The following is a 12,846-nucleotide window of genomic DNA, read 5'->3' on the forward strand; positions in this document are numbered from 1 at the left end:
TGGAAGCCGAAGGCACCGCGTCAGCGGCGCGAGGACGGCCCGGCAGCAGCAGAGGTGCTCTGGCTCGCATACGCGCGCAGTGAGACGCGAGTACGGCCCGGCAGCAGCATAGGCGCTCAGGCCCGCATTCGCGCGCAGCAATGCGCACCGACTACCTCGCGAAATGAATCACGCCCTTAATCAACTCACGATTGTTGATCACCTCTGACTCAAAGGTCTCCGCCAAAGTAGAAAAGTCATAATGACGATTCAGCATGATATCGGCACGTAGCTGCCCACTCGCCATCAATTCGCCGACTTTTGCGAAATCTTCGTGCGTCGCATTGCGACTGCCCATCAACGTTGTTTCACGTTTGTGGAACTCAATGTCTGGAATCACCAAATCACCTTTGTGCAGGCCGACAAACACAATGGTGCCGCCATGACGAATCAGCTTCACCGCACCGTTCATCGCCGCCGGGTTGCCGGTCGCATCAATCACCTTCCCAGCCAGACGCCCACCAAACTCTGCACGTAGCGTGATTTCGAAATCTTCTGCCATCGGGTTGAGGGTCGCGAGCCCCAGCTTTTCTGCGACATGCGCACGTCGCGGTTCGCTGGTATCGGCCACCACTACCTGCGCGCCCGCGGCCGCCGCAATCGCGGCTACACCTAAACCAATCGGTCCGGCACCGACCACCAGCACCTGCTCATCCGCTGCCACCGCCGCACGACGTACCGCATGCGCACTGATCGCAAAAGGCTCGATCAGTGCCGCCGCTTCCGGCGCCACATCATCAACAGCTAACAGGTTGCTGGCGGGTACGCTGAGGAACTCGCAGAAGCCACCATCCTGATGTACGCCAATTACCGAAATATTCTCGCAGCAGTTAGTTTTACCACTCAGACAGGCATCGCACTGCTGGCAGGAAACATAGGGAATCAGCGCCACGCGCTGCCCTACTTTGAAATCCGTTACCCGACAGCCCAGCTCCACCACTTCGCCACACAGCTCATGGCCCAGAACGCGTGGATAGCTAAAGAACGGCTGATTGCCCGCCCAGGCATGAATATCGGTGCCGCAAATCCCGGCGGCAATCGGTTTAATCACAACCTCCTGGTCGGCCGGAGTCGGTTTCTTACGCTGCTGCCACACCATATTGCGCGGCTCGGCAACCACCAGGGTTTTCATTGTTGTCATGGGCTTCTCCTGTGCTGATGTCGCAGTTTTGGCGAAAATCAGCCACCCGCGCCGTTTGCACATGCTGAAGTGTGAGGCAGCGCCCTTTTTTTGGGCTTTGTGTGGTTTTTAATAAATAAAAAACCGGAGAAGCGCATGAGCCGAAGCCTGAATTTACGCCAGAACGTGATCAATCAAATGCTGGAAGGCATCGCTAAACGCCACATCCGCTCTCCGCTGCCACCGCAAGCCGCGCTGGCGGAAATGTTCAATATCAGCCGCACCACCGTGCGCCATACCCTGCAGCATCTGCATGAGCGCGGCGTACTGGATAAAGTTGAAGAAACTTACGTTATCGTGCGCGATCCCAGCGAAGAGGATGGTTTTAGCGCATTAACGCCGCCGATCGATCAACAAGCGCGTCTGTTTGAACAGGCGTTTTTTAATCTGATTAACCAGCGACAGCTGATGCCCGGCGACAGTTTTAGTGAGTTGCAACTGGCACAACAGGTCAAGGCCAGTCCGGTAGTGGTGCGCGAGTTCCTGCTGCGGTTTATGCGTTACGACCTGCTGGAACCGGTGAAGCGGGGTCACTGGCGCATGAAAAAGTTTGATCAACTCTACGCTGAAAACCTGTTCGAACTGCGTGAAATGCTGGAAACACATGCACTTACCCGCTTTCTCAACCTCCCCTCCAGTGATGAGCGCTGGATTCAGGCGCGCGACCTGCTGGATCGCCACCGTGCCATGCGCGACACCATCGCCAGTAACTATCGCCACTTTGCCGCGCTGGATAAAGAGATGCATACGCTGATTCTGTCAGCGGCTAATAATCCGTTCTTCAATCAGTCACTGGAGATCATCTCGGTGATTTTTCATTCACATTATCAATGGGATGAAACAGATTTAAAACAGCGTAACATCGTGGCACTGGAGGAACATATGGCGATTCTGACTGCGCTAATTAGCCGCCGGGATGTTGAAGCCCTGTGCGCGTTACATAACCATCTTGGTACGGCGAAGTCATCGATGATCCGCTGCATTCGCCAGTACAATTAAAAACCGATTAAAAACCACAATTCTGAAGCGCCCGCACGAATCTGAAACATCCTCGCAACATCCCAACCGGTTTACTTCTAGTCTCCAAAGCAATCTGTTGTGGCAGCACCGTTTCGCTGCCGCAGGACCCCAATCCTCGATAACGATAAGACCCCATACCTGGGAGGTTGCAATGGAAAATACATCTGCACGTGGCCGTGACGCCGCGCCAACATCCGCCGTCGATGGACAAGACTTTGTCCCGGCACGCGGCGATGTGGTGCGCTCACCGCGCATTAAGAAGATTCAGATTACCGCCATGTTGTTGCTGCTGTTTGCGGCCATCATCAACTATCTCGATCGTAGCTCGCTGTCAGTGGCCAATATGACCATTCGTGGAGAACTGGGTTTATCCGCCACCGAAATTGGTCTGCTGCTGTCGGCGTTCTCGCTGGCCTACGGCCTGGCACAGTTGCCTTGTGGTGCGCTGCTGGATCGCAAAGGTCCGCGCATCATGCTAGCGCTCGGCATGTTTGTCTGGTCACTGTTCCAGGCCGCTGCCGGTCTGGTGCATAACTTCACGCAGTTTGTGCTGGTGCGTATCGGATTGGGAATTGGTGAAGCGCCGATGAACCCGTGCGGCGTTAAGGTGATCAACGACTGGTTCAACATCAAAGATCGCGGCATGCCGATGGGGATGTTTAACGCCGCGTCGATGATTGGCCTGTCGATTGCGCCACCGATTTTGGCCGCCATGATGCTGGTAATGGGCTGGCGCGGCATGTTCGTGACCATCGGTGTGCTGGGTATGTTCCTCGCCATTGGCTGGTATGTGATGTACCGCAACCGCGACAACAGCAAATTGAGCGGTGAAGAGATTCACTATCTGCAAGCGGGCAGCGTGGCATCACGCAAAGAGCCGCTGAGCTTTGCCGAGTGGCGCGGTTTGTTCAAGCAGCGCACCATGTGGGGCATGATGATTGGCTTCAGCGGCATCAACTACACCGCGTGGCTCTACATTGCCTGGCTGCCGGGTTATCTGCAATCGACCTATCATCTGGATCTGAAAAGCACCGGGTTGCTGGCGGCGATTCCATTCCTGTTTGGCGCCGCGGGCATGTTGCTGAACGGCTATGTGGTAGATGCCTTGGTGCGTCGTGGAATGGATGCAGTGAAAGTGCGTAAGGTATCGATTGTCAGCGGCATGCTGCTGTCTGCAGCCTTCACCACTTTCGTCACCCGTGCAACAGACACCGCCAGTGCAGTGACGCTGATTGGCATGGCGCTGTTCTGCATTCACTTTGCCGGGACATCTTGCTGGGGCTTGATTCACGCTAACGTTACCGCACGTATGACGGCATCGGTGGGCAGCATCCAGAACTTCGCCAGCTTTGTGTTTGCCTCGTTTGCGCCGGTGATCACCGGTTGGGTGCTGGATACCACCAAGTCATTCAGCCTCGCGCTGATGATTTGTGCAGGCGTCACCGTGGTGGGTGCGCTGGCTTATCTGCTGCTGGTGCGTAAACCGATTACGGATGGGGTGTAAGTCGTCAATTGCGCGATAAACCGCATCGCTAGGGCAGGGTGCATATCTTTGTAGCGCGATGAATCGCGCCGCTACGGCAGAGCGCATGTTTTTGGTAGCGGCGCAATTTATTGCGCAATCAGTTCGTAGCCAGTTCGCCGTCATTTACAGGCTAAAAAACCGCGTTTCACACTGCCGCGCGATCTCCCACAGCTTATTGCGAATCACCTGTTTCAACTGCAAGGTCGATTGCGATTGTGGCTGGTCGCGGCGGCTGATCAGCATCACTTCAAACGGCAGCGGTTGTGCCACCGGCAGCAGTTTTAGCTGGTCGGCATAGCGGCAGGCGGTAAACAGATCCACTACGCCCACACCGCCGCCTGCCAGCACCATATCAGCAATCACCGAATAGGTTTTGATCGACAGCGACACCGCCGGGTCCAGCCCTTTGTCACGCAAAGCGCGATGCAGCACGCGCCCAAGTGGGTCTTGGTTCTGCATCATCAACAGGTTGTTGGCACACAACCACTCCAGCGTGGCGGGTTCGTTATGAGTGTGATGCTGCGGCAGTAGCGCCACCATCGACGATTGAAACAGCGGTTCCGCCAGCAGATCGGCATCGACCTGCTGACCAAACACCAGCGCGAAATCGAGCTGGTTATCCATGATCATCTGGCACAGCGTGCTGAAGTGCTCGGTCACTAACTCCACACTCACCGACGCAGCCTGCTGTCGCCAGTTAACCAGTGCGGGCGCTAATACCATCTGACCAAAAGCGTGTGCAGCTCCCACACGCACCGTTTGCCCCTCGCCGCGCCGCAACTGCTCGGTAAGTTGGGTGATGGAGTGTAAACGCTGGTAGAGATCTTCCACTTCGGGCAGTAAACGCCGACCTTCTGCGGTGACCACCATCCCCTGCGCACGCCGTTCAAACAGGGCAAATCCCAACTGCTGCTCGGCGTGCGTTAAGACGCGGCTGACATTTGGCTGCGACACATTGAGCAATCGCGCCGCCGCACTGATGCTGCCGGTCTGCACTATCGCCTGAAAAACCTCAATGTGTCGCAATCGCATAATTACTCGCCCCAGGTCGCTTCAAGCACGCGCAGCCAGTTGCCGTGGCAAATTTTTTCCAGCAGTTCGCGCGAATAACCACGCGCCGCCAGCGCGTTCACCACCAGTGGGAAACCGGCCACATCTTTCATGTCGCCTGGCATGGTGGCACCATCCAGATCCGAGCCAAAGCCGACGCCATCTTCACCGACTTTTTCCAGCAGGTATTCCACATGCTGCACGATGGCATCCACGGTGGTCGGCGCATGACGATCGCCATCTTCACGCAGGAACGGCACGGCGAAGTTCACGCCGACAAAGCCGTGGGTTTCTTTAATGGCCGCCAGCTGGCGATCGGTAAGGTTGCGCGACTGCGCACTGATGACATGGGCATTGGAGTGGCTGGCCACCAGCGGCGCATCGCTGATCTCTGCGGTATGCCAGAAGCCCTTCTCATCCATGTGCGACAGGTCAACCATGATCCGGCGTTGATTACAGTCGCGCACCAGTTGCTTGCCCGCCGCCGTTAAGCCGTTGCCGACATCCGGCGATGACGGATACAGGAACGGCACGCCCTCACCAAATTGATTCGGACGACTCCACAGTGGCCCCAGCGTACGAAGACCGCTGGCATACAGGATATCCAGTAGCTCGCCGTTGGTATCCAGCGCTTCCGCCCCTTCCACGTGCATCACCACCGCCAGCACGTCCCTGGCCATACAGTCGCGAATATCGCGCACGCTGCGGCAAATTTTCACTTGCCCCTCTGAGGCCTGTTCGATGCGCAGCAGCAACGCCAGCATCGAAAAAGTGGCATCACGCGCAGCGCCAATAATTTCCTGAGGAAAATCTGAGAGGTCTGGCGCACTTCTTGCAATCAGAGGGTGAGACGGCACCCAGGTGGCAAATATCCCACCTACCATATTTCCTTGACGGATACGCGGCAGGTCCATCTGACCGCGTCCAGTACCCTGCAGGAAGGCCTGCACCGCGTTGGGTTGATGGTGTTGCCAGAGTTTATTGAGCACATCGTTGTGACCGTCAAAGACCGGAATATTGAAGATGTCAGACATGTTGTATCGATTCCATGTTCGGGAGAAAGCGCAAGTTCTGCCTGCTGGCGGGGCAAATTGCACCAAAAAGAGGCAAGACTTCACGCATGAAACAAATGACTTAATCCCATTATTAATCCTCTCGCACAGCGGGAAAGTCAAGACAAAAAACAGCAAAATAACTAAATTTAATTTTAATAATCAATAACTTGGAGTTGTCATGGTAACCAGAAGACGTTTTCTCGCAGGATGCGCCGCCGTCCCTGCTTTTTCCTATCTGAGTCTCAACACCGCCTTCGCTGATACGCCACCGAGTATGTTCGTGATGGCGATGCAGCTGGACAACATTACCAGCCTCGATCCCCATGAAAGCTTTGAAGCCACCGGCGGCCAGATTTGCGGCAACATGTATCAGCGCCTGGTCACGCCGGACCCGCAGAAAGCCGATAAAGTGATTGGCCAGTTGGCGAAGAGCTGGGATGTGAGCAGCGATAACAGCACCTATACCTTCCACCTCGACCCGGCAGCGAAATTCGCCGATGGCACAGCGCTCACCGCAGAAGATGTCGCCTATTCGATTGAACGTATCGTCAAGCTGGATAAAAGCCCGGCCTTTATCATTAACCAGTTTGGCTTCACTAAAGACAATGTGACGCAGATGGTCACGGCGAAAGGTGCGCATACCGTGGAGATGAAACTCGGTGCACCCGCAGCGGAAACCTTCCTGCTGTATTGCCTCTCCGCCACCGTTGGCAGCATCGTGTCGAAGAAGGCCTGTGAAGCCAATCAGCAGAACAACGATTTCGGTAATGCATGGCTGAAACAGCACAGCGCCGGTTCGGGTGCCTTCACTCTGCGCACCTGGAAAGCCAGTGAAACGGTGATCCTGGAACTGAGCCCGCTGTATGCCGACAAGAGCAAAATTAAGCGCGTAATCCTGAAGCACATCACCGACCCGGCCGCTCAGGCGCTGATGGTGAAGAAAGGCGACGTGGATGCGGCCTACGATCTCACCACCGAGCAGTTGTTGCAGGTGAAGAACGACAGCAACGTGTCGCTGGTGAATCAGTCGCTGTCAGCCATCATGCTGATGTCCTGCAACACCAATAATGAATACCTGAAAAAGCCGCAGGTGTGGCAAGCCCTGAAGTGGGCGCTGGATTACGACAGCATCCAGAAGAACATTCTGTCGATGAGCTTTATTACCCATCAAAGCTTCCTGCCGAGCGGCTTCCCGGCAGCGCTGGACGACACCCCGTTCCATAAAGACGTGGCGAAAGCCAAATCGCTGCTGGCAGAAGCGGGTTATCCCGATGGATTTGAGATCACCCTCGACCACTACTCAATGCAGCCGTATCCCGATATCGCTCAGGCGATCCAGACCCAGTTGGGTGCGATTGGCATCAAAGTGTCATTGATTGCCGCCGAAAACCGCCAGGTGTTGACCAAGATGCGTGCGCGTCAGCATCAGCTGGCGCTGACCGTGTGGGGCGCGGACTATTTCGATCCAAACTCCAACACTGAAGCCTTCTGTGTGAATACCGACAACAGCGAAAATGCCCGTAGCCGCACGCTGGCCTGGCGCTGCAGCTGGTCAGATGAAGAGTTCAACAAACTGACTGAGCAGGCACTGCACGAGCCGGATCCGGCGAAGCGTATTGCCCTCTATCAGCAGATTCAGCAGTTGGGCCGTGAGAAAAGTCCGTTCATCTTCATGATGCAGAAGACCAAGAATGTCGCCTGTGGCAAAAACATCTCAGATGTGCACATGACGGTACTGGAGCAGTGGCCATACGATCAGGTGAAAAAAGCCTGATGCCTTTACTGAAGAAAATCGTCAGCACCCTGGGAAGCCTGGTGCTGACGCTGTTTGGTCTTTCTGTACTGACCTTCTTTATCGGCCGGGTGATGCCTACCGATCCGGTGCTGGCGGCGGTGGGCGATAACGCACCGCAGTCCGTGGTGGATCGCGTGCGCCTGGAAATGGGGCTGGATCAGCCCCTCTACATTCAGTTCGGCCACTACCTCAATCAACTGCTGCACGGCGATCTCGGGAAATCGGTTCTCACCTCAAACCCGGTGACCACCGATATTGCGCGCTTCTTCCCGGCGACCATGGAACTGGCGACTGCCGCGATTATTATCGCCGCGCTGGTCGGTATTCCGCTGGGTGTCTGGGCCGCCGTGCGCCAAAGCACCTGGGTCGATCAGACCATTCGCGTGGTGTGCCTCGCTGGACACTCACTACCGGTGTTTGTGCTGGCGCTGCTGAGCCTGCTGGTGTTCTACGCCGTGCTCGGCATTGCGCCGGGTCCAGGACGGCAGGACATCATCTGGCAGGATATGGTGCCGCAGGTCACCGGCTTTCTTACCATCGACTCATTGCTCGCCGGTGAAATGGATGCCTTCTGGGATGCGCTGGCACACATGGCGCAGCCGGTCTTGATCCTTGCCTACTTCAGCATGGCCTACATCACACGTATGACGCGCACCTTTATGCTCAATGCCTTGAGCGGTGAATTTGTGATCACTGCGCGTGCGAAAGGGCTGTCATCGCGCCGGGTGATCTGGCGGCATGCCTTTCCGACCGTGGCGGTGCAACTGGTGACGGTGCTGGCGCTGACCTACGCCGGATTGCTGGAGGGCGCGGTCGTCACCGAAAACGTCTTCTCCTGGCCCGGCCTCGGCCAGTATCTCACCACCTCGCTGATGAACGCCGACATGAACCCGGTGGTCGGCGCCACGCTGCTGGTCGGCACCGTGTATGTGCTGCTCAATCTGCTGGCTGACCTTCTCTATCGACTTTGGGACCCACGCGTAAAATGATCTTCTTCTCTCGTGACTGGCTGCTGGACGATACGCCAGCCAATCGCCGTCAGGCGGTGTGGGGCCGACGCTATCGCTTGTGGCTCAGCCTGCGCAGCAACCCGCTGGCGATGGCCGGATTAGCAGTTATCGCCGTCATGCTGTTGCTGGCGCTATTTGCCCCGTGGCTGACGCCGTTTGATCCAGGCGCACAGCATCTGGAAAACCGTCTGGCGGCTCCTTCTGTCGCACACTGGCTCGGCACTGATGAACTCGGCCGCGATGTCTGGACGCGCATTATCTATGGCGGACGCACCACGCTTGGCATGGTGATCGCCGTGGTGCTGCTCACCGCCCCGCTCGGCCTGCTGATTGGCTGTATCGCGGGCTATGCCGGTGGCATTGTGGATAAGACGCTGATGCGTATCACCGACATCTTCCTCGCCTTCCCGCGTTTGATTCTGGCGCTGGCGTTTGTGGCCGCGCTGAAACCCGGCGTGGAGAGCGCGATTCTGGCAATTGCCTTAACCGCCTGGCCGCCGTACGCGCGTCTGGCGCGTGCCGAAACCATGCAGTTCCGCCACAGCGATTTTATCGCCGCCAGCCGACTTACTGGCGCGTCACCGCTGCGCATCATCCTGCGCCACATCATGCCGCTGTGCGTGCCGAGCCTGATTGTGCGCGTCACGCTGGATATGAGTTCCATCATCATCACCGCCGCCAGCCTTGGCTTCCTGGGGATGGGCGCGCAACCGCCTTCACCTGAATGGGGCACCATGATTGCCACCGCGCGCCGCTTCCTGTTCAGCGAATGGTGGGTGCCGCTGATGCCGTGTATCGCCATTTTCCTGACCTCACTGGCATTTAACTTTCTCGGCGACGGTCTGCGCGACGTGCTGGATCCTAAGGAGCGCTAAATGCTGGTGGAAATTGAAAACCCGCGCATTGCCTTCCGCAGTCGCACAGAGATCTTTGAAGCGGTACGCGGCGTCAGTTTTAGCGTGGGCCGCGAGAAGTTTGCCATTGTTGGCGAGAGCGGATCGGGCAAGTCGCTGACCGCACGCTGTTTGATGCAATTACTTCCGGGCAATGCGGAGGTGACCGCCGACGTATTGCGTTTTGACGGTATCGATCTGCGCGGCGCCAGTGAAAAAGTGCTGCGTCAGATTCGCGGCAAACGCGTGGGCTTCATCCTGCAGGACCCAAAATATTCACTCAATCCAGTGATGACCATTGGCCAGCAGATCGCAGAAGCCTGGCGCGAGCATAAAGGCGGCAGCCGTAAAGCGGCAATGCTGGCAGCGATTGATCTGCTGGAGCAGGTGAAAATTCGTGATGCTGCCGCGGTGGCGAAGCGCTATCCGCATGAGGTTTCCGGCGGGATGGGCCAGCGCGTGATGATTGCCATGATGCTGGCACCGGATCCGGAACTGCTGATCGCCGATGAGCCCACCAGCGCGCTGGATGCCACGGTACAGGCAGAGATCCTCAAGCTGATTGACGATCTGGTTTCCGCGCGCGGCATGGGGTTGATTCTGATCAGCCACGATCTGCCTTTGGTGTCGCACTTTTGCGATCGCGTGGCGGTGATGTACGCCGGGCGCATTGTCGAATTGCTGGACGCCGGGCAGTTACAGCAGGCTCAGCATCCGTATACGCGCGGCTTACTGGCCTGTTTGCCGTCGTTAAAACATCCGCGCGAGCGCTTACCGGTATTACAGCGCGATGCGGCGTGGCGGGAATAGCGCAATGCCCATCAACACGGTTATACCCCCATGCCCGCTTTACGCCCGCAGGATGCGTATGGATGCGTACCGTTCAACGAACGCACAGAATTTACAGGCAGCTTCATGATTGAAATTGATAACCTGCGCATCGCCTTTGGTGCGCATCAGGTAGTGAAAGGCGTCAGCTTCGCGGTCGCCAACGGCGAAAGCTTTGGCATGGTCGGCGAAAGTGGTTCGGGCAAATCCACCATTCTGCGCGCCCTCGCCGGACTCAATGCCGATTGGCAAGGCAGCATGAAATTTGGCGGCATGGAACTGGGCGCCAAACGCAGCCGCGCGTTCTATCGCCAGGTGCAGATGGTGTTTCAGGATCCGTTTGGTTCGCTGCATCCGCGTCAAACCATCGACCGCATCCTGCATGAGCCGTTGCTGGTGCATCAGCTCGATCGCGCGGAACAGCGCATCAGCCAGGCGCTGAGCGAGGTCGGCTTACCGGCCGCTGTGCGTTTCCGTTATCCGCATCAGCTTTCGGGCGGTCAGCGTCAGCGCGTGGCGATTGCCCGCGCGTTGATTGCCGAGCCAGAAGTGCTGCTGCTGGATGAGCCCACGTCGGCGCTGGATGTGTCGGTGCAGGCGGAAATCCTGAATTTACTCAGCGATCTACGCACTGAGCGCAAACTCACCTACATTATGGTGACGCATAACCTCGCGGTGGTGACGCATCTGTGCCAGCGCATTGGGGTGATGCAGCACGGTGAGATGGTGGAGCAGCTGAGCGCGGAGGATTTACGCGCGCGGCGCATCCAGCATCCGCATACCGCTCAACTGTTTGATCTCAGCATGACGCTGGAGGAACCGGCATGACCGCGAACGGGCAACAGTCTGCTGATATCGCACCACTTTTCGCTCTCAGCATGACGCTGGAGGAACCAGTATGACCGCGAACTGGCAACAGGCCGCCAAGGTGGCGCAGCAGATAACACAAGGCTGGCAGCAGCCCGGCGCACCGGGTGGTGCGATAGTCCTGTTTGATGCCCATCATATTCACTCGACACACTGCGCCGGTCTGGCCGATCTGGCGCAACAGACCCCCTTCAGCGCCGACAGCGTGGTGCGTTTTGCCTCGATAACCAAGCATCTGTTTGCCGCGCTGGTCACCGGGCCTGGCCGTCGCTACCTGCAACTCAACGATAAGCTGGTGCAGCATCTGCCGCAGCTAACAGGCGCCAACGGCCAGATCACTGTCGGCCAGGCGCTGGACATGAGCAGCGGCTTGCCCGATGTGCGTGAAACCCTGTCGCTGCTCGGCTTGTCGGTGTACAACGCCACCAGCGCTGCTGATCTGCTGGATTTTGTCGCACAGGAAGGCGATCTCAGTTATCCGCCCGGCAGCGAGATTTCATACACCAACACCGGCTACCGCCTGGTGGAAGAGGCGCTGAAAGCCAAAGGTCTGCTGTTCAACGATCTGCTGCAGCAATATATCTGCGAGCCGCTGGATATCAGTTTGGTCGCGCCGGAAACCTGGTTCGATATCGTGCCGGGACTGGTGCCGGGTTACTGGCAAAACGGCGCGCAGTGGCAGCTCTCCAGCGCTGGATTGCATCTTTCCGCCTCGGGCAGTGTAACCGGCAGCGTCAATCATCTGACGCGCTGGCTGCAAAGTCTGCTGGCGGACAGCGGACCCGGCGCGGGGGTGCTGCAACGCCTGAGCGCGCCACGCTATCTCAATGACGGCCGTACCAGCGGCTACGGGCTGGGTATCACCAGTTCCACGCTGGGCAGCCAGACGCTGTTCGGTCACGGCGGTTCGCATGCGGGTTATAAAAGCTATTTCCTGCTGCATCCGGAGCTGAAGCTGGGCGTAGCGATTGTTGCCAACCGTGAAGATGTGGCGACCTCAGAAAGTGCACTGCGGGTGATGGCGGCGCTGCTGGATCGCTCGCTGCCGGAGAAAGGGCATGATTTGACGCCGGGCTTATACGTGGCAGAAAACGCCGCCGACTGGCTGGAGATTCAGGGTGTGACCGCGACCTGGCTGGGTGCCGGTGAAACGCTGTGGCGCGCCGATCCGCACGGAGATGCGGTGTCGCTTTCCAGCACTTTCCCGATCAAGCTACGCCATGATGGTAAAGCGATTGTCGGTGAGATTGGTCATGCGCCGCGCCGTTTTGTGTCGGTAGAGGCGGACAGCGCCAGCCTTGAGCATCTGCAAGGCCGCTGGTTTGCACATACCTGGCGCAGTGAAATGGTGATTGAGGGCGATCGCCTGATTATGGGCATCGGTCCGGCAGCGATTCATGCCAGTTTGCAATCGCTGGGCGGCGATCGCGTGCTCGCCACCGCGCAGGATGGCCCCTGGGAGAAACGTTTTGTGATCGCGCGTGAAGGTGACAAAGTGCGGCTGGTGCTCAATCGCAGCCGCGTGGTGAGATTTACGCGCTAAGCGGTCGTCGTCTGGTCAATTCAACACACATCAGTCAAAGC

Annotated in this window: 11 protein-coding genes; 8 read left to right on the plus strand and 3 right to left on the minus strand. The window is 57.5% G+C overall.

Features of this window, described 5'->3' with window-relative positions:
* Positions 1–151: 151 nt before the first annotated feature.
* On the minus strand, positions 152–1,180 hold the full coding sequence (locus RT340_RS04525; RefSeq protein ID WP_313374428.1) for a zinc-binding alcohol dehydrogenase family protein: 1,029 nt from the start codon (positions 1,178–1,180) through the stop codon (positions 152–154).
* A 135-nt stretch (positions 1,181–1,315) separates the two neighbouring features.
* Here RT340_RS04525 and RT340_RS04530 point away from each other — a divergent pair, with 135 nt between their 5' ends.
* On the plus strand, positions 1,316–2,218 hold the full coding sequence (locus tag RT340_RS04530) for a GntR family transcriptional regulator (protein ID WP_097119436.1): 903 nt from the start codon (positions 1,316–1,318) through the stop codon (positions 2,216–2,218).
* A 172-nt stretch (positions 2,219–2,390) separates the two neighbouring features.
* Entirely contained in the window at positions 2,391–3,743 is a 1,353-nt protein-coding gene (locus tag RT340_RS04535) for an MFS transporter (protein ID WP_313374431.1), read from the plus strand.
* Positions 3,744–3,887: 144 nt separating this feature from the next.
* Here the strand turns inward: RT340_RS04535 and RT340_RS04540 are convergent, their stop codons facing one another.
* Positions 3,888–4,796 (minus strand): LysR family transcriptional regulator, encoded by a 909-nt coding sequence (locus RT340_RS04540; RefSeq protein ID WP_211729188.1) that lies wholly within the window; start codon positions 4,794–4,796, stop codon positions 3,888–3,890.
* 2 nt (positions 4,797–4,798) lie between these two features.
* Positions 4,799–5,848 (minus strand): dipeptidase, encoded by a 1,050-nt coding sequence (locus RT340_RS04545; protein WP_211729187.1) that lies wholly within the window; start codon positions 5,846–5,848, stop codon positions 4,799–4,801.
* 199 nt (positions 5,849–6,047) lie between these two features.
* Here RT340_RS04545 and RT340_RS04550 point away from each other — a divergent pair, with 199 nt between their 5' ends.
* The 6 genes from RT340_RS04550 (at position 6,048) to RT340_RS04575 (ending at position 12,805) form a co-directional block, all read left to right on the plus strand.
* On the plus strand, positions 6,048–7,643 hold the full coding sequence (locus tag RT340_RS04550) for an ABC transporter substrate-binding protein (protein WP_211729186.1): 1,596 nt from the start codon (positions 6,048–6,050) through the stop codon (positions 7,641–7,643).
* Entirely contained in the window at positions 7,643–8,653 is a 1,011-nt protein-coding gene (locus tag RT340_RS04555) for an ABC transporter permease (RefSeq protein ID WP_211729185.1), read from the plus strand. Before RT340_RS04550 ends, RT340_RS04555 begins: the two co-directional genes overlap by 1 nt.
* Positions 8,650–9,549 (plus strand): ABC transporter permease, encoded by a 900-nt coding sequence (locus tag RT340_RS04560; RefSeq protein ID WP_058960683.1) that lies wholly within the window; start codon positions 8,650–8,652, stop codon positions 9,547–9,549. Before RT340_RS04555 ends, RT340_RS04560 begins: the two co-directional genes overlap by 4 nt.
* A complete protein-coding gene (locus tag RT340_RS04565) occupies positions 9,550–10,377 on the plus strand; it encodes an ABC transporter ATP-binding protein (RefSeq protein ID WP_313374436.1) in 828 nt (275 codons plus the stop codon).
* Positions 10,378–10,482: 105 nt separating this feature from the next.
* Entirely contained in the window at positions 10,483–11,223 is a 741-nt protein-coding gene (locus tag RT340_RS04570; RefSeq protein WP_097119471.1) for an ABC transporter ATP-binding protein, read from the plus strand.
* Between the two features lie 70 nt (positions 11,224–11,293).
* A complete protein-coding gene (locus RT340_RS04575) occupies positions 11,294–12,805 on the plus strand; it encodes a serine hydrolase (protein ID WP_211729184.1) in 1,512 nt (503 codons plus the stop codon).
* Positions 12,806–12,846 lie beyond the last annotated feature (41 nt).

It is taken from the genome of Pantoea sp. CTOTU50773, from assembly GCF_032082325.1.
GTDB lineage: Bacteria > Pseudomonadota > Gammaproteobacteria > Enterobacterales > Enterobacteriaceae > Pantoea > Pantoea communis.

Coding starts and splice junctions, on each gene's coding strand:
- RT340_RS04525 (WP_313374428.1), bottom strand. CDS start 1,180: ATGACAACAATGAAAACCCTGGTGGTTGCCGAGCCGCGCAATATGGTG.
- RT340_RS04550 (WP_211729186.1), top strand. CDS start 6,048: ATGGTAACCAGAAGACGTTTTCTCGCAGGATGCGCCGCCGTCCCTGCT.
- RT340_RS04555 (WP_211729185.1), top strand. CDS start 7,643: ATGCCTTTACTGAAGAAAATCGTCAGCACCCTGGGAAGCCTGGTGCTG.
- RT340_RS04545 (WP_211729187.1), bottom strand. CDS start 5,848: ATGTCTGACATCTTCAATATTCCGGTCTTTGACGGTCACAACGATGTG.
- RT340_RS04570 (WP_097119471.1), top strand. CDS start 10,483: ATGATTGAAATTGATAACCTGCGCATCGCCTTTGGTGCGCATCAGGTA.
- RT340_RS04530 (WP_097119436.1), top strand. CDS start 1,316: ATGAGCCGAAGCCTGAATTTACGCCAGAACGTGATCAATCAAATGCTG.
- RT340_RS04540 (WP_211729188.1), bottom strand. CDS start 4,796: ATGCGATTGCGACACATTGAGGTTTTTCAGGCGATAGTGCAGACCGGC.
- RT340_RS04575 (WP_211729184.1), top strand. CDS start 11,294: ATGACCGCGAACTGGCAACAGGCCGCCAAGGTGGCGCAGCAGATAACA.
- RT340_RS04565 (WP_313374436.1), top strand. CDS start 9,550: ATGCTGGTGGAAATTGAAAACCCGCGCATTGCCTTCCGCAGTCGCACA.
- RT340_RS04535 (WP_313374431.1), top strand. CDS start 2,391: ATGGAAAATACATCTGCACGTGGCCGTGACGCCGCGCCAACATCCGCC.
- RT340_RS04560 (WP_058960683.1), top strand. CDS start 8,650: ATGATCTTCTTCTCTCGTGACTGGCTGCTGGACGATACGCCAGCCAAT.